The sequence below is a fragment of the Marinomonas piezotolerans genome (assembly GCF_003362755.1).
In the GTDB taxonomy this organism is placed as follows: Bacteria; Pseudomonadota; Gammaproteobacteria; order Pseudomonadales; family Marinomonadaceae; genus Marinomonas; species Marinomonas piezotolerans.
Genome location: NZ_QKRA01000001.1, coordinates 305,693 through 326,060, shown reverse-complemented (window position 1 = coordinate 326,060; position 20,368 = coordinate 305,693). Strand labels below are relative to the sequence as shown.

17 protein-coding genes are annotated in these 20,368 nt (G+C 46.9%); 8 read left to right on the top strand and 9 right to left on the bottom strand.

Annotation, left to right across the window (positions count from 1 at the left end; all coding sequences use genetic code 11):
• Position 1 precedes the first annotated feature (1 nt).
• Positions 2-1,009, bottom strand: a complete 1,008-nt coding sequence (locus DN730_RS01420) for an amidohydrolase family protein (RefSeq protein ID WP_115466324.1) — start codon at positions 1,007-1,009, stop codon at positions 2-4.
• Positions 1,010-1,299: 290 nt separating this feature from the next.
• Here DN730_RS01420 and DN730_RS01415 point away from each other — a divergent pair, with 290 nt between their 5' ends.
• Positions 1,300-1,734, top strand: coding sequence for a pseudoazurin (locus DN730_RS01415; RefSeq protein ID WP_115466323.1), 435 nt, complete (start codon positions 1,300-1,302; stop codon positions 1,732-1,734).
• A 16-nt stretch (positions 1,735-1,750) separates the two neighbouring features.
• Here DN730_RS01415 and DN730_RS01410 read toward each other — a convergent pair whose 3' ends face one another.
• From DN730_RS01410 to DN730_RS01400, 3 genes are all read right to left on the bottom strand, one after another.
• Positions 1,751-2,131, bottom strand: a complete 381-nt coding sequence (locus tag DN730_RS01410; protein WP_115466322.1) for a nucleoside-diphosphate sugar epimerase/dehydratase — start codon at positions 2,129-2,131, stop codon at positions 1,751-1,753.
• Positions 2,132-2,193: 62 nt separating this feature from the next.
• A complete protein-coding gene (locus DN730_RS01405; RefSeq protein WP_115466321.1) occupies positions 2,194-3,591 on the bottom strand; it encodes a sigma-54-dependent transcriptional regulator in 1,398 nt (465 codons plus the stop codon).
• Positions 3,591-5,465: a sensor histidine kinase gene (locus DN730_RS01400; protein ID WP_115466320.1), complete on the bottom strand. Its 1,875-nt coding sequence runs from the start codon at positions 5,463-5,465 to the stop codon at positions 3,591-3,593. The genes DN730_RS01405 and DN730_RS01400 overlap by 1 nt, the downstream gene beginning before the upstream one ends.
• Before the next feature lie 367 nt (positions 5,466-5,832).
• Between DN730_RS01400 and DN730_RS01395 the strand changes: the two genes are divergently transcribed.
• Both DN730_RS01395 and cydB read left to right on the top strand, forming a co-directional pair.
• Positions 5,833-7,239: a cytochrome ubiquinol oxidase subunit I gene (locus DN730_RS01395; protein WP_115466319.1), complete on the top strand. Its 1,407-nt coding sequence runs from the start codon at positions 5,833-5,835 to the stop codon at positions 7,237-7,239.
• Positions 7,236-8,234, top strand: a complete 999-nt coding sequence (gene cydB / locus DN730_RS01390; protein WP_245957868.1) for a cytochrome d ubiquinol oxidase subunit II — start codon at positions 7,236-7,238, stop codon at positions 8,232-8,234. Before DN730_RS01395 ends, cydB begins: the two co-directional genes overlap by 4 nt.
• Positions 8,235-8,404: 170 nt before the next feature.
• Here the strand turns inward: cydB and hutG are convergent, their stop codons facing one another.
• From hutG to hutU, 4 genes are all read right to left on the bottom strand, one after another.
• Complete coding sequence (hutG, locus tag DN730_RS01385; protein WP_115466317.1) at positions 8,405-9,211, bottom strand: N-formylglutamate deformylase; 807 nt, start codon at positions 9,209-9,211, stop codon at positions 8,405-8,407.
• The gene (gene hutI, locus DN730_RS01380) at positions 9,211-10,413 is read right to left on the bottom strand and encodes an imidazolonepropionase (RefSeq protein WP_245957867.1); all 1,203 of its coding nucleotides are present in this window, start codon (positions 10,411-10,413) and stop codon (positions 9,211-9,213) included. Before hutI ends, hutG begins: the two co-directional genes overlap by 1 nt.
• 81 nt (positions 10,414-10,494) lie before the next feature.
• Positions 10,495-12,033, bottom strand: a complete 1,539-nt coding sequence (hutH, locus tag DN730_RS01375) for a histidine ammonia-lyase (RefSeq protein ID WP_115466315.1) — start codon at positions 12,031-12,033, stop codon at positions 10,495-10,497.
• 60 nt (positions 12,034-12,093) lie between these two features.
• Positions 12,094-13,791 (bottom strand): urocanate hydratase, encoded by a 1,698-nt coding sequence (gene hutU / locus DN730_RS01370; protein WP_115466314.1) that lies wholly within the window; start codon positions 13,789-13,791, stop codon positions 12,094-12,096.
• A 296-nt stretch (positions 13,792-14,087) separates the two neighbouring features.
• Here hutU and DN730_RS01365 point away from each other — a divergent pair, with 296 nt between their 5' ends.
• Together DN730_RS01365 and DN730_RS01360 are read left to right on the top strand one after the other, a co-directional pair.
• The gene (locus tag DN730_RS01365; protein WP_115466313.1) at positions 14,088-15,488 is read left to right on the top strand and encodes a formimidoylglutamate deiminase; all 1,401 of its coding nucleotides are present in this window, start codon (positions 14,088-14,090) and stop codon (positions 15,486-15,488) included.
• Positions 15,481-16,050: a HutD/Ves family protein gene (locus tag DN730_RS01360; protein WP_115466312.1), complete on the top strand. Its 570-nt coding sequence runs from the start codon at positions 15,481-15,483 to the stop codon at positions 16,048-16,050. The genes DN730_RS01365 and DN730_RS01360 overlap by 8 nt, the downstream gene beginning before the upstream one ends.
• Here DN730_RS01360 and hutC read toward each other — a convergent pair.
• A complete protein-coding gene (gene hutC, locus DN730_RS01355) occupies positions 16,047-16,802 on the bottom strand; it encodes a histidine utilization transcriptional repressor HutC (protein ID WP_245957866.1) in 756 nt (251 codons plus the stop codon). The two genes, DN730_RS01360 and hutC, sit on opposite strands and share 4 nt — an antisense overlap.
• A 244-nt stretch (positions 16,803-17,046) precedes the next feature.
• Between hutC and dusA the strand changes: the two genes are divergently transcribed.
• The 3 genes from dusA (at position 17,047) to DN730_RS01340 (ending at position 20,361) form a co-directional block, all read left to right on the top strand.
• Positions 17,047-18,093, top strand: coding sequence for a tRNA dihydrouridine(20/20a) synthase DusA (gene dusA, locus DN730_RS01350; protein ID WP_115466311.1), 1,047 nt, complete (start codon positions 17,047-17,049; stop codon positions 18,091-18,093).
• Positions 18,083-19,033, top strand: a complete 951-nt coding sequence (gene tal, locus DN730_RS01345; RefSeq protein WP_115466310.1) for a transaldolase — start codon at positions 18,083-18,085, stop codon at positions 19,031-19,033. Before dusA ends, tal begins: the two co-directional genes overlap by 11 nt.
• 221 nt (positions 19,034-19,254) lie before the next feature.
• On the top strand, positions 19,255-20,361 hold the full coding sequence (locus DN730_RS01340) for a PQQ-dependent sugar dehydrogenase (protein WP_245957865.1): 1,107 nt from the start codon (positions 19,255-19,257) through the stop codon (positions 20,359-20,361).
• Positions 20,362-20,368 lie beyond the last annotated feature (7 nt).

Below are 20,368 nucleotides of genomic sequence, written 5' to 3'. Positions count from 1 at the left end.
CTTATACTTTTAATCGACTGAAAACACGACGAATGTTGTGCTCAAATATGTCTTGTTTCTGTTCTGCTGACAGCGTTGTATTGTTATCAATGTAGCGCTTCGTATCATCAAAGTAGTGCCCTGTCTCTGGGTCAATACCTCGTACCGCGCCAATCATTTCGGATGCAAACAGAATATTTTTGGTCGGAATGATATCCAACAGCAGGTCGATACCACGCTGGTGATAAACACAAGTGTCAAAGTAGATGTTGTTCAGCACACGCTCTTCAAGATCAAACCCTTTATCGAGCGCCAAACCTCGGAAGCGCCCCCAATGGTATGGCACTGCACCACCACCATGAGGAATAATGACTTTCAGCTCTGGGAAATCTTTAAATACATCAGACATCATTAATTGTTGGAATCCGGTCGTGTCTGCTCCCAGATAATGAGACCCTGTCGTATCGAAACAGCTATTACACGCAGCCGATACGTGAATCATTGCCGGAATATCCAGTTCACACATTTTTTCATAGATGGGGTAGAACGAACGGTCTGATAAACGACTACCGTTCCAATGACCGCCACTTGGGTCAGGATTGAGGTTGATACCAATGAACCCCATTTCTTCTACGGTACGAACGATTTCTGGAACCGACTTAGCTGGATCAACGCCTGGAGACTGCGGAAGTTGAGCGACAGGAACAAAGTTTTCAGGGAATAAGTCACACACTCGACGAATCAGATCGTTTTGATGCTCTGTCCAATACTGACTGGTATATTCATTACCAACATGGTGCCCCATCCAGCTTGCTCGTGGTGAGAAAATCGTAAGATCGGTACCACGCTCTTGCTGCAAGCGAAGTTGGTTATTAATAATACTCTCGCGGATTTCATCATCCGTTACATGGATCGCACCTTTCTCGCCTTTTGCCATGGGATCCTTTGCGACAAGCTCTTTCTGTTTATCGCGATATTCTCCTACAGCGGGCGGTGTGGTTGTGTAGTGACCATGGCAATCTATAATCATGCTACTGCTCTCTTTTAACGGTTAATTTTTATTTGATCTCGTGCACTGAAACCACAGCAGACAAGGTGTATTAAGTCAGCGCGCGGGTTGTTTATAACCAAAGAGTATTGTGTGGAAGGGGGATTTGACTATTTCAATTTAGAACAATATGCATTGTATTTTGATATAGCACCACAATGCTTTTTTTCAATATTGGTCCACTTATTCGCTTTGCTAGATCGTCAAAGTACGATCAAACGCGTAACATTCTATCTATTCACTTTCCCGTTTAAACATCGAAGAGATTTACTATGATCCGAACAGCTCTTGTCACCGCCTTACTCACGGTGATGCCAACTTTGTCCTACTCAGCCGATCATACAGTTAAGATGGTCAATCAAAATGAATGGGGCACTATGGCGTTTGAACCAAGCTTTCTTAAAGTAGAAGTTGGCGACACGGTGACGTTCGAGCCCACGGACTATGGTCATAACGCCGTGACACTCAATTATATGATCCCTAGAGGAGCCAATCGATATCGGGGAGAGATAAACAAAGAGATAACCATGACTATCAACAAGCCAGGTTTTTATGGCATCGAATGTGCTCCTCATTTAACCATGGGCATGGTAATGATTATTCAAGCTGGGAATGCCGACATCACTGAATTCAACATACCAAGCTCGCTTCCCAAGCGCGCCGAATCACGTTTTAAAGCCATCAAAGCGTACGCAATGAAACAATAGCATCGTGTCATCGACGCTATTGAGATCTTAGACAATGCAATAACTCGTCTAATGAAGTCGTTTTAGGGCACCTCAGACGCGTCACAGAAGTGCCCTCAACCTCTTGCCAAATATTTTGCGCAATCGACAGCTCCCCTTCTAAATCAATGATGATGTCGACCTTGTAACGTTGAACTAACGCAGCGATGTCGCTCGGGTAGCGAACCGTAGCACCGAGTAATTCGGTACGATTATTCCAAGGTTCGTCATCAATAAACGCAATAATATTAGCCAAACCGGCTTCAATAATGGCGTTAGCTAATTGATAAGGGCGACTTCCAACTCCGACAATTATTATGTTTTTGACGTAACATGTTTGAGTCAGGCGAAAACGTTTTAAAAAGGTAAACCAAGACATAAGCACTAGCGTACCATCTGCAAAGTATCGGAAATCTTAAAATAACTCAAAGCTAGACGCCCTCAACCGCTAAGGCCATATCGCTCAACCTTTTTAATCAATCCTTGTCGAGACAGACCAAGCAACTTCGCCGCTTGCGTCTTGTTACCTCCCGTCTTGGCCATCGCTTGGTTTATTAGTCGCAGTTCTAAAGCTTGCACCTGTTGCTCAAGCGTCAAATTAAAATCTGCTTGTACACTCGCCTCATTCAGCTCTATCTGTGGCAACGTTGGTTCGACTTCAGCGTCCTGAAAGTTCAACAACGAAATTTCATCCAATGTAATCTGGCCATCGACACAAATAGCGGAGATACTCTCTAGAGTATTCTTCAACTCGCGCACATTACCAGGCCATACGCGCGCCCTAAACCAGCTCAACGCTGCCGGTGCCAACGTGAGTGAACGTCCTTGATGCTGCTCTAAGCTACGCATAAACGCGTGCAGCAGAATAGGAATGTCCTCTTTGCGCTGATCGAGCGCCTGAGTTTCTATATTGACCCCCTTGATACGATAATATAAATCCTCGCGGAACGTCCCGGCCTTCACGAGCTCGGCTAAGTCTGCGTTGGTTGCAGAGACAACGCGAACATCGATGGTTTGCAGCGTTCGCCCGCCCACTGGGTAATAACTCCCCTCCTGTAAAACCCGCAACAGCTTCACCTGCATCGGCGCAGGCATTTCGCCGACCTCATCTAAAAATAGCGTCCCGCCGTCCGCCAGTTTTAACAGACCTTGTTTGTCCCGTTCTGCACCGGTAAATGCACCTTTTTCATAACCAAACAACTCACTCTCCAATAATTCACTGGGAATGGCGCCACAATGGACAGAAATAAATGGCCCATTGGAGCGACCACTGGCATCGTGTATGGCTTTAGAGATGACTTCTTTCCCTGTTCCAGAAGGGCCAGTGACCAGCACACGGACATCGGTCGGAGCGATGCGCTCTATCAACGCTCTAATCTTTTGTGTGTTGTCTGAAATCCCTATATACGTTTGTGCGCCCAGCTGCGTTGCGGCGGATTTCAAACGCTTCAACTCCCGCTCTAACCGCGTCTTAGACAGTGCTCGTTTAACCACGACGGCAAGCATGTCGGGATCAACCGGCTTAGCAATGAAATCCCAAGCACCTTGCGAAACCGCCGCCAGCGATAATTCTCGCTCGGCATGTCCGGTAATAATGATTACCGGGCTATCATGGAACTCTGACATGCTCATCAGTGTTTTTTGTGGGTCAAAAAAGGGTGGCAAGGATAAATCTAATAACACCAAGTCGGGGCTTCCATGCGTGGCTTTTGCATCCACCGCCTCTTGCACCGAGCCAACCGCCCGAACAGTAAACCCTTGATGTGTCAGCCAACTGCCCGCTAATTCGCGAAAAGCTGGCTCGTCATCGACTAGTAATAGGTATCCGGCTTCCGACATCACACGTCTCCTTCTGTATTATCAGGGGGCAGTGTCACTTCAAACGTCACAGGCCAACCGCAATCACTTCGATGTACAATCGTGCCGCCATGAGCATCGACGATGCGTTTAACAATCGCCAATCCTAAACCATTTCCACCACGGCGCTTGCTCACGAATGGCCTAAACAGCTCGTCCTGTGTCAGCACGTCATCTAATTGCGGGCCATTGTTATGAATACGACACACGAACCGCCCTGAATCAAGATAAGCCTCGACACACATGGCGCCACGTTCGAGGTTACGTACATATGCCAACCCATTATCTATTAAGTTGATAAACACCTGCTGCAAACGATGGGAATCCGCGTCTATCTGCAGCGTGTCCTCCACTTGTATATCAATCGATACCTGCTCCGTAGACAAGGTTGTCAGAACGGAAGACACCAATGATTTAATCGGCACGCGCTGATACTGCAACGACAGTTTGCCAGAATAGACCAGCATGTCGCCGACCAACCGATCTGCCCGCGCAAGTTGGTCTTTAATATGCTTGCGTGTCTCCTCTGGCGCGTTATAGGCCGCCATTGAGATGATATTGAGGGGATTGCGTAGTTCATGCGCCATGGAGGCAGATAAACTGCCAAGCTCTACCAAATGCTGCTCGTCAAGTCGCTTACGCTCCGCTTCTGCAAGGGCTAACGAACGCTCTAACGCAGCACAGCTGCTCGCAAACAACGAACCAAACACCTCAAGATTGAGGCGCATACCAGGACTCAAATCGTCTGTTTTTTCAACGTGCGCGCTCCAGCCAATATCGCCCTGCTCGATACACAAATGTAAACCCGAAGGCGCGGTATCATTAGGCAACTTAATGGTAACTGTCTGACCTAGTTGACGACGCAACAGCGCTTCACCGTCGCTCACCAACTGCGTCCAAGAGTCTGCAAGATTCAGTTGCCGACTCCAGGTATCAAGCACTTGCTCGTTTAACACCGCACCGGGGAAAACTAAGCGTTCGGTGATTCGACGCACCGTAGGATAAACCAGCGCCGCCATGAGCAAGACAACCAGCGAGTACAACCAAAGCTGCCAAATCGGCACGTTTGTCAGAGCCTCTAAACCCACGCGACCCGAAAATACGCCTAATACTGCAATCACACATAGTACGAGGAGCATCATCACGAGCGCTAACAGGGCTCTGTTCGCAAAGCGATTCACAGCCAGAATTTGATACCTAACGACACCATACACGAGCAACAACAAATAGCTTGGGAGAAGCAACATGGGATAAGGGAACACATCAATCCCAAATGAAGGAAACACAAAGCTCGTTGCAAGTAGTAACCCCCAAGCGCCCACGCCAAACATGGCTAAAATCGAACGACGCTTATTGCCGCTGTGATGCCGCCACCCCAATAGCAACACCGCGTGCGCCAGCACGCCAATTAGCACGGTATACCCCAGATTCAAAGCACCCGATTCGGTGAAGACAAAGAACGGCCGATCATCCATCAGACGAATGGTTGCGCCCGCATTCACCCAAATACTGTATAAGGTGACGCCAATACTGGTGATATAGATCCAAGGAATATGGCGTGTCATTGCCGTTAACCATGGTCTGCATGCGCGCCCTTCATTAACAAACAGTAATGCAAAATGAAGGAAAAAAGTTGGCATCAATGGATTAGCAAGCAGTAGCACCATGCCCAGAGATTGATAGCCATGAAATAAAGCCAAATGCCCAAAACACCACAGCGCCATCATCACAGCAAAACCCGCTAATGCAGACAAATCTCTTTGCTTACCAGCACGCCATGTCAGCCACAAAGCGACCAACACACCACACACACTGGTGATCCATATCGATAGTTCAAATATCAACGATAATGACAAATCGTAAACCTCGTTTACAGTTAAACCCCTCAAGAAATGTAAACCATGTTTACACCTCACACAAACTTAATTTTTTTATCTTTATTTTCAATAAGTTAAGAATCAGTCAAGTGTGGCACATGCCTTGCTATACACATTAATAAATTGATTTAACTCAACACTTACTTAAATAGAGAGACAGCCATCATGCAACTTACTGCTTTTTTGATCGATGCCATTGTTTTGTTTGGAATGATCAGTCTTGCGATTGCACCGCTCGCGGTTCAACAATTTCGCAGCAGACGTTAACTCATAGATTGTTCCTCAATCGGCCTATTTTCTTCGCCTACCGTACAGGTTGGTAAGTCATCTTTACATGGATTCTATTATGGAATTAGATACCGCTTTACTCTCGCGTTTGCAGTTCGCATTCACCGTGAGCTTTCATATCATATTTCCAAGCATCACGATTGGCCTTGCAACGCTGATCGCTATTTGGGAAGGCCTATGGCTTAAAACACACAACCCACGCTATTTACAGCTAGCAAAATTTTGGATCAAACCCTTCGCCATAACCTTTGGCATGGGGGTGGTATCAGGCATTGTCTTATCCTATGAGTTTGGCACCAACTTCTCTAAATTTTCAGACATCGTAGGCCCAGTACTAGGCCCGCTTATGGCGTACGAAGTGCTCACCGCATTTTTCTTAGAAGCAGGCTTTTTAGGCGTAATGCTGTTTGGCTGGCAGCGAGTGGGACGCAAGCTGCATTTCTTTGCGACCGTTGTCGTTGCCATCGGCACATGGATTTCTGCATTTTGGATCATTGTCGCCAACTCATGGATGCAGACGCCTCAAGGTTACAAGATTGTAGACGGGCAGTTTCATGTCGCAAGTTGGTTTGAAGTCATCTTCAATCCCTCTATGCCCTACCGATTCAGTCACATGTTACTCGCATCAATGATCACTGCGACCTTCGTCGTAGCGGGTATTTGTGCGTACTACCTATTGAAGAAACAACACACTGAGTTTGCCAAAAAAGGGCTTTCAATGACCATGTGGATCGCCTTAATTTTGACGCCTTTACAGGCATACATTGGTGATCTGCACGGCCTAAATGTACAAGAGCATCAACCCACTAAATTAGCCGCGATGGAAGGTATTTGGCCTGAGCGAGAGAAAAACGTGCCTCTGTTGCTTTTCGCTATGCCTAATATGGAAACCGAGTCCAATGACTACCAAGTGGGGATACCGAATTTAGGAAGCCTGATCCTAACGCACTCTATCGACGGAGAAGTTCAAGGCCTTAAGGCTGTCTCTCCAGAGGATCGCCCTAACGTCCCCCTCGTGTTTTGGTCGTTTCGAGTCATGGTTGGTTTAGGTTTCGGTATGCTTGGGTTAGCCGTATTAGCACTCTGGCTGCGCAAACAAGGCAAACTTTATAACAACCGATTGTTCTTAGGCTCTCTCGCTTTGTTCACTCCCTCCGGCGTCATCGCTGTGTTAGCTGGCTGGTATGTCGTCGAAGTGGGACGCCAACCTTGGTTGGTATATAACCTAGTGCGAACCAGCGATGTGGTCTCCCCTCTTCCCGCTGAGCGCGTACTGTTTACTCTCATTGGATTCGTGATCATCTACACATTGTTGCTGGGTGTGTACCTCTACTTTATGCGCAAACTCGTGAAAAAAGGGCCCCCTTCCATGGCCAATTTAGAGCAGCAACTGATCGGTATGAACGCTCCAGGCTACGCTCTCGCGTGGGTGAAAAATCTTAAAGAGAAAGAAGGTGACCTATGATGGATCTTACCCTGTTCTATTTCTTGATTCTCGGCTTTGCCGTCTTCATGTACGTATTGTTGGATGGTTTTGACTTGGGTATTGGCATTCTCTACCCGTGGTTTGACCGAGCCGGTGAAAAAGACCATCTGATGCGCTCGATCTCCCACGTTTGGGATGGAAATGAAACCTGGCTAGTGTTTGGTGGGGTCGTGTTATTTGCCGCGTTTCCCGCGGCCTATGCGGGGATTTTATCGACGTTTTACCTGCCGATTATGCTGATGCTGTTTGCCTTAATTTTCCGTGGGGTCGCATTTGAATATCGCTTTAAGGCGAATACTTCGAAAGCATATTGGGACTTTGCCTTTAGCGCTGGTTCTGCCGTCGCGGCTTTTTGCCAAGGACTGATACTGGGCTCGATTGTACAAGGGGTCAATGCAAGTCAAATCGCCGACGCGAGCTGGTACTGGTTGTCGCCTTTCGCCATCCTAACAGGGTTCAGCGTGATGGCAGGTTATGCATTGTTAGGGGCCAGTTATTTGTATATGAAAAGCCGAGGCCGAATTCAAAGCCATGCGGCTCATATTGCAAAGCGTCTATTAGTGATCGTTATGGTGGCCATGTTGTTGATCAGCCTCTGGACCGTTATCAGCTCGGTAGATATCCGCGCTCGCTGGTTTTCAGGGTTGAACTTCGTTTACTTGAGCCCTTTACCTATTATGTCCGTAGGTTTAGCGTTAGCTGCATGGCGAGCATTTAATAAACTTGATCACGAAGGTCGCCCTTTTTGGATGGTCGCTGGCATATTCTTATTAGGGTTTGCAGGACTCGTTGTGAGTTTATTCCCCTACCTCATGCCGAATCAACTCACCATATGGGACGCGGCTGCGCCTGACTCAAGCTTAGAGTTTCTATTAGTCGGCATTGTTATTTTCATTCCGCTGATTCTTGCATACACGCTCTGGGGCTACCGCGTATTTGCTGGCAAAGTCGAAGATTATCAGGAGGGCTACTAATGAAACTGAAGTCTTGGCAATGGTTCGCCTTGCTTTACATTGGCGGCATTCTTTGCGTCTCAACTTTCGCATATGGGATTCGCTTTATTATCAGCGGACTTGGGTAAATGCATTTGATCAAAATACGGACATCGCAACCTCTCGCGATGTCCGTTGTTCAATTCTTTGCTTTATTCAGACGCTACGCTTAATAACGCTTCCATCAATTCACCAAGTTGCTGCTTGATCGCAGGCAACTTTTCCTGATCAAGCTGGTATTGGTTTTGTTGAGCGCACTCATCATTTAAATAAGTCGCTTGCGATAACTCGAGTTGAATCGCATGTGTATTTCGCTCTGGCTGGCCGAAATGACGTGTAATGTAGCCCCCTTTGAAGCGCCCATTGAGCACCTGAGTATAATGAGGACGCAGGACCTGAGTGACAACATTCGTGATGGCACCACTACAGGCTTTGCCTTCATTTGTCCCCCAATTGAAATCAGGTAACCGCCCATCGAACAACATCGGTACTTCAGCCGCGATACTGTGCGCATCAAACAAGATGGCGTAGCCGAATTTGGCCTTTAACCGCGCAAGCTCCTGTTCGATCATCAAGTGATAGGGTTTCCAAATATGCTCTTTACAATCATTTCTATGTTTTTCAGACGGCATTTGGCCTTCTAAATAAACGGGCGTTTCCTCAAATAAGATGGTTGGGAACAACCCCGTCGTTTTCGTGGTGTATAAAGGTTTGTCATCAATGGGTCGGTTGAGATCAATAACGTACCGAGAGTAGTTGGCTTTAATCACGCCGACCCCAAGCGCTTCCAAATCGCTATACAGCTCAGGAATAAACCAATCAGTATCGGGTAATTTTTGCGCTTGCTCAGTCAATCCATGCTGAACATCTGAGGTCAGGTTCAACCCAGAGTGAGGCATACTAACAAGCAAGGGAGAATCTCCATGCGAAAACTCAAAAGCTGGTACAGGTAATATCATTATGTCCGCTCTCCTTGGTACACCCTCGATTTTAACAAATCTCCACCTAGCCAATAACTCAATTCACCGGGGCTTTCAACTTCCCAACATACGAAATCAGCCACTTTGCCCACCTCTAAACTGCCGTGAGATGAGTCAATACCTAAGGCTGTTGCCGCATGGATGGTCACACCCGCTAGTGCTTCTTCTGGGGTTAGGCCAAATAGCGTACATGCCATATTCATCATCAGTCGCAACGACAACGCAGGCGACGTCCCTGGGTTCGCATCCGTCGCAATTGCCATTGGCACACCATATTGCCGTAATAAGTTAATCGGTGGTTGCTGTGTTTCTTTAAGTGTGAAAAATGCGCCTGGCAATAGCACAGCGACAGTGCCCGAGTTCGCCATTGCTTTGGCATCCGCTTCTTCGATAAATTCTATATGATCCGCTGACAGCGCCTTAAAAGAGGAAGCCATTCGCGTTCCGCCCATAGACGAAAGCTGCTCAGCGTGGATTTTAACGGGCAAACCAAGGGATGTTGCGGCGTCAAAGTAACGTTCAACTTGATCAGTGCTGAAAGCTATCCCTTCACAAAACGCATCCACAGCATCCGCCATTCCTAATGCTGCGACTTTGGGCAGCACTGTGTCACAGAGATAATCAATGTAGGCATCTTTGTCTTCAAATTCTACTGGCATAGCATGTGCAGCTAGGCACGTGCGTTTTATCGTCACGGGAAACTGGTTCTCCAAAGTGGTCGCCACACGTAGCATTTTTAGCTCACTTTCAAGCGACAACCCATAGCCAGATTTTATTTCAATGGTCGTGACACCATCCGACATGAGGCGACTTAAACGTCGTCCAGCACTCGCAACTAACTGTGTCTCTGTTTCTTCTCTCGTCGCTTTAACAGTTGCAGCAATGCCACCGCCCTGTTGCGCAATCTCTTGATAACTGATGCCATTCAAGCGCTGTTCGAATTCTCCAGCACGATTTCCGCCGAATACTAAATGGGTATGGCAATCAATCAGCCCCGGAGTTATCCAACCACCGCCAACATTGTGCTCGCTTTCCGATTCATATGCGGGCAAGTCGTTCGCTTGACCTAGCCATACGATACGCCCCCCAACTACCCCAATGGCAGCATCTTGGATGACGTTATACTGACCATCTTTCATGGTCGCAATGTGGGCACCACGCCACAAGCTATCTAATTTCATTGGTGTGTCGTGAGTCATAATTTTTCAACTTTAAGTGTGATCGAATGAGGCGTTTGAATGCCTCATCTGATCACATGAATATTACAGATCTAGACTGGGTAATAAGCCTTGGGGCATGATTTCGTTATGAACGGCTTCTTGAAGCAGTTCGTTTGCCTTTTCAATATCGGGTGCAAAGTAACGATCTTTGTCATAGAACGGCACGCGTGCACGCAACGTTGCCCGTACGTTCTCCAGTCGTTTGCTCGATTTTAAAGGCGCACGAAAATCTAACCCTTGGACAGCAGAAAGGATTTCAACCGCGAGAATGCCTCGGGTATTTTCAGCCATGTCCTTTAATCGACGCGCAGCGAAGGTTGCCATGGATACATGGTCTTCTTGGTTTGCAGACGTTGGCAAACTATCCACTGATGCAGGATGCGCATAGGTTTTATTTTCGCTCGCCAACGCTGCAGCCGTCACTTGAGCAATCATAAAACCAGAGTTCACACCTCCATTGTCCACCAAGAAGGGAGGCAACTTACTAAGATTACTGTCAATCAAAAGCGCCATTCGACGCTCTGATAAACTGCCAATCTCAGCAATCGCTAACGCCAAATTATCGGCAGCCATCGCAACAGGCTCTGCATGAAAGTTACCGCCCGATATAATGTCGCCCTGCTCAGCGAATACAAGCGGGTTATCCGACACAGAGTTTGCTTCCACGCATAATACTTTCGCAGTGCTACGAATTTGCTCAAGACAAGCGCCCATCACTTGTGGCTGGCAACGTAATGAATACGGATCCTGAACCTTTTCACAGCCTTGATGGGAGTCACCTAACTCACTGCTGTCTCCTAACAGATGACGAAATGCCGCCGCCGCATCCATTTGTGTTTGATGTCCACGCACTTCGTGAATCCTTGCATCAAATGGGCTACGACTACCTAACGCCGCTTCGACAGATAACGAACCACATACCGTCGCAGAGGCGAAAAGGTCTTCCGCTTCAAATAGACCTTCTAGCGCAAACGCTGTCGAAGCCTGCGTACCATTTAACAAAGCCAAACCTTCTTTGGGTGCCAAGGCTATGGGTTCTAAACCAGCAATAGATAACGCGGCTTGCCCTGAGATCACTTCTCCACGGTATCGCGCTTTGCCTTCCCCTAATAAAATCGTACTCATGTGCGCCAGCGGTGCTAGATCACCCGATGCACCTACCGACCCCTTTTTCGGGATACACGGATAGACTTCCTTATTAATCAAGGTTAGTAACGCTTGTATCACTTCAAGACGAATACCCGAGAAACCGCGTGCCAAGCTATTTACCTTAAGCGCCATGATCATTTTGACGGTTTTGTCATCCATCAATTCACCGATCCCCGCCGCATGAGACAACACTATACTGCGCTGCAGCTCATCTAAATCCTCGGGGGCAATGCGCGTATTGGCTAACAACCCAAACCCAGTGTTGATACCATATACCGTACGATTTTCCGCAATCACGTCGTTGACCACTTGAGTACTGGCCTGGATATCAGGAATCGCGCTGTCGTCCAAGGTCAGTTTTACATGGCGACGGCTAATTTGGCGCAAGTCATTTAAAGTCAAATGGCCGGGCTTTATGGTTAATTCAAACATGATGTACTCCAATCAGGATTGCTGTGTTCTGCAATGCTGTTATTAAATTGTTTTTTAGATTTATTGTGCGTGTTTGTCGGTAATCATCGGCAAGTTCAGCCCCTGTTCTTTCGCACAGTCAATCGCAATGTCATAGCCCGCATCCGCATGTCGCATCACACCTGTAGCAGGGTCATTATGCAAGACGCGTGCAATACGCGCCGCAGCGTCATCACTACCATCACACACGATCACCATGCCAGAGTGCTGTGAGAAGCCCATACCGACACCACCACCATGATGCAAAGAAACCCAAGTTGCACCAGATGCCGTATTGAGTAGCGCGTTTAACAGTGGCCAATCCGACACAGCATCTGAGCCATCCTGCATTCCTTCTGTTTCACGGTTAGGACTCGCAACAGAGCCAGAATCCAAATGATCTCGCCCAATGACAATCGGAGCGGACAACTCGCCACTACGTACCATTTCATTGAACGCTAGCCCAAGCTTCGCTCGCTGACCTAGCCCGACCCAGCAAATACGAGCGGGCAAACCTTGGAACTGAATGCGTTCACGCGCCATATCAAGCCAATGATGTAAATGCTCATCGTCTGCAATCAATTCTTTTACTTTAGCATCAGTTTTATAGATGTCTTCTGGATCGCCCGACAGCGCAGCCCAACGAAACGGACCAATCCCTCGACAAAATAATGGGCGAATGTATGCAGGAACGAAACCGGGGAAATCAAAGGCATTGTCTACGCCCTCTTCCATGGCCATTTGGCGGATGTTATTCCCATAATCAAAGGTAGGAATTCCCATTGCTTGAAAATCGAGCATCGCTTTAACATGCTTCGCCATAGACTGCTTTGCCGCAATCACTGTCGCCTGCGGCTCTGTTTGAGCCTTTTCGCGGTATTCGTCCCAGCTCATCCCAATGGGTAAGTAGCCATTTAATGGATCATGGGCCGACGTCTGATCTGTCACCATATCTGGTCGAATTCCACGTTTGACCATTTCCGGCATTATTTCTGCAGCATTACCACACAACGCAATAGACACAGCCTTACCTTCTGATGTGTACTTTTTAATGCGCGCGATAGCGTCGTCCAAATCGGTCGCTTGCTCATCGACATAACGAGTTCGTAATCGGAAATCGATACGACTTTGCTGACATTCGATGTTCAATGAACACGCTCCCGCAAGCGTCGCCGCCAGTGGTTGCGCTCCCCCCATGCCGCCTAACCCCGCCGTCAGCACCCAACGACCGGTCAATTTTCCATCATAATGTTGACGTCCAGCCTCGACAAAAGTCTCGTATGTACCTTGGACAATCCCTTGGCTACCAATATAAATCCAAGATCCTGCGGTCATTTGACCATACATGGCCAACCCTTTTGCATCGAGCTCATTAAAGTGCTCCCAGCTAGCCCAATGGGGCACGAGATTAGAATTAGCAATGAGTACACGTGGCGCATTGCTATGAGTTTTAAATACGCCCACTGGCTTACCAGACTGAACCAATAAGGTTTCATCATCCTCTAGACTCGTCAGAGATTCGACGATTTTGTCGTAGCTTTCCCAATCCCGCGCCGCGCGACCAATGCCACCGTATACAACAAGCTCCTCTGGATTTTCCGCAACGTCCGGATCCAAATTATTCATCAACATACGCATCGGCGCTTCGGTGAGCCATGATTTCGCTGTCAGCGCGGTGCCTGTCGCCGCCTTGACGACTCCCGCACGGTAGCGTTGTTGCGTAAGTGTTTGCTTTGCCATTGTCAAATCTCCTAAAACTTTTCTAGAGTTTCTTATTATTCGCATAAATATGTATATACAACTATCAAAAAGATAAGATCTATTTTTGAAAGATGCAAGGTCTTTTTCATTAAAAACGCCGATGAAACTGGAGTGAATCGTACTGTAAATAGTCCTAATCAGGATCGAAGTTAGATATATCATTGAAATAGAATGGAAATAAGCCAATGTATAAAAAATCAATTGAAATACAAACTTGTATATACATTAATACCTAGATTACACTCATGTGATAAGAATCCATTAAGGAGTAACACGTGACAAAATCCAGTTCATCAAACAGCGATTGCTCCCAGCACTACTTCGCAGAACGCGCTTTATTGTCGTCAGGTTGGGCCGATAACGTGCTTTTCACTGTGAAAGGTGGCGTATTTAAATCTATTGAAGAAAACACTGTGCCATCCCCTGATATGTATCGATTAGAGGGGCCAGTATTACCGACCATCGCGAATGTTCATTCCCACGCCTTTCAACGCGTTATGGCAGGAGCTGCTGAAGTCAGCTTAAACCCTAACGACAGCTTTTGGAGTTGGCGGGATCTTATGTACAAAGTGGTTCGCTCATTGTCACCCGATGATGCACGGATCATAGCGACGCAGCTCTACATTGATATGCTCAAAGCTGGATACACCCAAGTAGGTGAATTTCACTATCTACATCACAATATCGATGGCAGCCCTTATACCCAAATAGATGAGATGTCACAGCAACTAATTGCTGCTGCAGACGCATCAGGAATGGGATTAACGCTACTGCCTACACTTTATTCTCATTCCGGTTTTGGTGGACAACCCCCGAGTTCAGGTCAAGCACGTTTTATCAATTCGACAGATTCGTACTTAAAACTCCACGACGCATGTCAAACCACATTAAAGGGTCATGCTCGACATAGATTAGGCACTTGTTTTCATTCTTTGCGAGCGGTCACTCAAGCTCAGATACACACCGTTTTAGAGGCGCTAGACAGTCATGGTCCGATTCACATTCACATCGCAGAACAACAAAAGGAAGTTCTAGACAGTCTTGCTTTCAGTGGTCAGCGCCCTGTGGAATGGCTGCATAATGAAATAGGGATCGATGATCGCTGGTGTTTAATTCACGCTACCCATCTTAGTGACACAGAACGCAAAACCATTGCGACCCATCGTGCCATTGCAGGCCTCTGCCCAACCACTGAAGCGAACTTGGGTGATGGAATCTTTCCTGCGGTAGAGTTTGAAAATGATCGAGGTCTATGGGGAATTGGCTCAGACAGCCATGTCAGTATATCGATGGTCGAAGAGTTACGTACTTTGGAATACAGCCAACGATTGCGCGATCAACAGCGCAACCTGCTATACAGTGATGGCCAAAAGAGCGTTGGTGATCACCTTTTTAAACAAGCATTATTTGGAGGCAACCAAGCCTGCGACATCTCACTGGGTCTCTCTGTGGGCAATCGAGCAGACTTTATGGTACTGGATGTCTCCCATCCATTTATTGCTGCGAGCGACTCCGAAGACTTACTCAACCGATGGCTATTTGCGACCAACGAAAACCTAATCAGAGACGTGTTTGTCTCGGGTCACCACGTCGTAAAAGACTTCCATCATGTGCTAGAAGAAGCCAGCCGCTCAGCATTCATCCAAGTCATTAAAAGGGTCATGTATCATGGCTAAATGGATCCTGCTTAAACAAGACCAATACACACGTATGCCGTGGAAAAATGGACTCGGCGAGACGCTGGAGATACAGCACGCTAAAGATGAACACGGTTTACGCTTTAGAATCAGTCAAGCGGCGGTTGTTGAAGACGGACCATTTTCAAACTTCGAAGGGCTGCATCGCACCTTAGTCTTGTTATCTGGCCAAGGCATGACATTAAAACACAACAACTTCGAACAAACACTCACTAAGCCCTTAGACATAGCATGTTTTTCTGGCGGAGAAGCGACCTTTGCCAGCCTCATCGAAGGTCCTATTGAAGACTTGAATATCATGGTACGAGAGGTCGATACATCGGCTTATGCAAAGACACTTCATGCTCCCTGCCAGCTCTCTATAACAGCCCATGATGATTTATTTACTGGCATTTATATATGCGAGGATAGCGTGTTAAATCTTTCTGATAATACTCACATTACGATCAAAGCGAACAGCATGATCGTTGTTTCTGATGCGCTAACGGGCATGCTCACGCAAGGCAGTGGAATTGCCATCAACATCATGACACGTAATTAGCGTCCAAAATGCCCAAACAGCTGGAAACGTGAGCCTGGGTGCAAAAGACGAGCAACCGTAACAATATCGTCACCTGCCCAAGTGCGACGCTTAATCTGTAAACATGGTTCAAAGTTCTGGATATTTAACCTCTGGCATTCCAACTCATTGGGCAAAATAGCTTCTACTAAATGCTCTCCTTCGGTCATGGGCGCAACGCTCATAAGGTATTCGTAAGGTGTGTGCTGGGAAAAGTCCTGCTGATCATAATCGGGGGCTAATCGAGCATTAACAATGCGCTCTTCTATCTGTATTGGCTGTTCGTTTTCGAAATGGAGCACAACAGAGCGAAATATTTCATGATTAGTTCGCACCCCCAGAGTCATTGCTTCTTCTACGGTTGCTTTGGCTGATTCTAGTACTAGCAGCTCAGAACGATGACGATGACCACGCTCAGCGATTTCTTCGGCGATGTTGTGCACTTCAAACAAAGCGGAGTGAGATTTTTTCTCAGCGACAAACGTACCTAAACCTTGATGGCGTTTCAGTAAACCCTCAGCCGTCAACTCTCTCAATGCACGATTCACCGTCATGCGGCTCACCCCTAGCGCTTTGACGAACTCTGCTTCAGATGGCATTCGTTGATCCGCCTGCCACGCGCCTGAGTTAATTCTCATCGTAATCGCCAATTTTAGCTTAGCGTAAATTGGCTGCTGAGCATCAGGCAAATCATCAAACAACCCTACCAACATTGGCGTTACCGAATCCGACACAAAGTGCTCCATAAACTGTTTACTTCCATCAGACGTTACGCCTGAAAACGACTTACCATGATAGTTATTTTGCTTTTGACAATCTAGCACGGAAGCCTGAACAACGAGTTTGTCATATCCTCAACTTGTAATTTTATGACATAATAGCGAGCATACAAATTGATACACCAGCCGTAGCCAAATGTCAGATAGAACTGTATGACATTCACTAGGCTCTCATTCCTACGAATATAAACAATACAAAATGCCAGAAAAAATAGGCCCTAAACCAGATATCACAAATCACAAGCTAGACAGGCGCTTCAGTGTCGCTCCCATGATGGATTGGACGACGTCAGATTTTCGAGTGTTTGCACGCTGTATTACCAAAAACACCCTTCTGTATAGCGAAATGGTAACGACTGGTGCTTTATTACAAGGCGACAATCCAGAGCGGTTTCTTAAATATGATGGATGTGAACACCCAATCGCATTGCAATTAGGTGGTAGCGACGCAAAAGAGTTGGCTAAATGCGCAAAATTAGCGGAGCAATTTGGTTACGATGAAGTTAATCTCAATGCAGGTTGTCCAAGCGATCGAGTGCAAAATAGCTTGATTGGTGCGATTTTAATGGCGCACCCTGAAAAAATAATTGATGCAATGAAAGCGATGCAAGACGCAACATCATTGCCTGTTACTTTAAAGCATCGTATTGGATTAGATGATCAACAGGAATACAGCATCGTTAGGGATTTCGTAGGGAATGTCGCCAACGAGGGTGTCGAAACTTTTATTGTTCATGCTCGAAATGCCATACTTCAGGGGCTTAGTCCTAAAGAGAATCGAGAGATCCCACCATTGAAATACGATTACGTGTATCAATTGAAGAAGGACTTTCCTCACCTTGAAATCATTATTAATGGTGGCATAAAGACAATAGAAGAGACGCAAAATCATCTATGCCATATTGATGGAGTGATGATGGGGCGCGAGGCGTATCATAATCCTTGGGTCATGAGCTCAGTTGATCAGATAGTGTTCGGACAGCCTTCAACAGCTACCGATCGTTTTGACGCCTTAGACCGCTACCTTCCGTATGTGGAACAGCAGCTAAAGCAAGGCGCTCGCCTCATGCACATGACACGTCATATCTTGGGGATTTTCCAAGGTTTACCCGGCGGCAAACAATTTAGACGTTACCTTTCAGAAAACGGTCATCGAACAGACGCTACAATTCAAGTGTTAATTGATGCGATTGAATTGGTTAAACAACAGTTAGATAAAACAAAGGACAGAAGCAATGAGCAATAAGTTATCTCAACTAAAAGAGTTCACAACGATTGTCGCGGACACAGGTGATATCACTGCCATTAAAGAATATCGTCCTGAAGATGCGACTACTAATCCATCTCTAATGCTCAAAGCGGCGCAGATTCCTGAGTATGCTCCATTCATCGACCAAGCCATTGCTTGGGCAAAAGAGCAAAGTAGCGACAAAGCTCAGCAAATCATCGATGCTGGCGACAAGTTGGCAGTCATTGTTGGCACAGAGATTCTCAAGTACGTCCCAGGTCGCATTTCAACCGAAGTAGACGCGCGTTTGTCGTACGATAAAGAGGCAACGGTTGCTAAAGCACGCCGTCTGATAAAGCTATATGAAGATGCGGGCATCTCAAAGGATCGCGTGCTTATCAAAGCTGCTTCGACTTGGGAAGGTATTAAAGCCGCTGAAGAATTAGAGAAAGAAGGCATTAATTGTAATCTCACTTTGCTGTTCTCATTCGCCCAAGCTCAAGCATGTGCTGAAGCAGGCGTTTTCTTGATCTCGCCGTTCGTCGGACGTATCTTAGATTGGTACAAGAAATCCACAGGTGAAGACTACACCGCAGAGACAGATCCAGGTGTTGTATCGGTTACCGAGATCTACAATTACTACAAGCAACACGGCTACAAAACCGTCGTGATGGGTGCAAGCTTCCGTAATATTGGTGAAATCGAGCAGCTAGCAGGTTGCGACCGACTGACGATCAGTCCAGCCTTGCTAGAAGAACTGAAGAAGGATGAGAGCCCTCTAGAGCGTAAACTCTCACCGACAGACGACATCAAGCCAGCTGGTGAAAAAGTAACAGAGCAAGCATTCCGTTGGGCTTTGAATGAAGATGCTATGGCAACTGAAAAACTTGCCGAAGGCATCCGAAACTTTGCTGCCGATCAGCGTAAATTGGAAGCAATGCTAGAGGAGAAACTATAAATCAGTTTTGTACTTCTACCGAAAAACGCAGCCAATTGGCTGCGTTTTTTTGCAGCCTGTATGCCTTAAATAGAAAAAAATAATATTGGCGTGAAGATTACAGTCACCACAGCACTGCGCAAAATTAAGGCAACCATTATGGAACCCCCAACCAGATCATAGTTGTTGCGATTTTCGCTTCTATAATATGAGCTAAATCCTTAGATGAAGGAATACTCCTTATGCTCCCATATATTAGACAAATCAGCGCGTGTTTCATGATTGCGCTTTGCTCAATAGGCTATGCAAAGGATACGCACACAAACTTCAAGGTCGATGAAATTACTTCCTTTAACGGCATCCCTTGGGGCATGGCCCAATTAGATGATACGAACCTTTTGGTGACGATAAAGCAGGGAGCGCTTTATCGGGTCAACACTGTCACGGGCAAGCAAACACCCATATCTGGATTGCCAAACATAGCAAATGCTGGACAAGGCGGGCTTCTTGATATTGCCTTATCTCCAGATTTTGATGAGACATCATGGGTCTACTTCACGTATTCCCACCCAATGGCTGACGGCGCTACAACAGCCTTAGCACGAGCAAAATTGCAAGGCTCAGCCCTAGTCGATTGGCAGGATGTCTTCATTACGGATGCAGGTTCAGACACTGGCAAGCACTTTGGCAGTCGCATTGCATTCGACAATGACGGGCACGTGTTTATCTCTATCGGTGACAGAGGCGAGCGAGCCAATGCACAAGATCTCACCAATCACGCGGGTAAAATCCTACGCCTAAACCTCGACGGCTCAGTCCCGAAAGATAACCCTTTTGTTCGCCGAGGTAATGTCCGCGCGGAAATTTGGAGCTACGGACACAGAAACCCACAAGGCCTCTATTATGATCAACACACTCAACGTCTTTGGTCTAATGAACACGGCCCAAGAGGTGGAGATGAAATCAATCTGATTCGAGTGGGGGCTAACTATGGATGGCCGATCGTTTCTTACGGTAAAGAGTACTGGGGGCCGTTTCAAGTCGGGGAAGGCACATCAAAAGAAGGAATCGATGAGCCTAAAAAGGTCTTTACACCTTCTATCGCCCCGGGCTCGCTATTGGTGTATCGCGGACAGCTATTCAATGGCTGGGATGGTGATTTCCTATCTACGGCATTGGCGTTACGTCATTTAAACAACGTTAAACTAGTTAACGGCAACGTGTCCGAATCGCGCCATCTAGAGGATCTCGACGAACGAATGAGGGATGTCATAGAGCTTTCAGATGGAGCGCTCGCCATAAGCACTGACTCAGGTAGGATTCTACGTATCCTGCCAGCTTCCAGTTAATCCACCA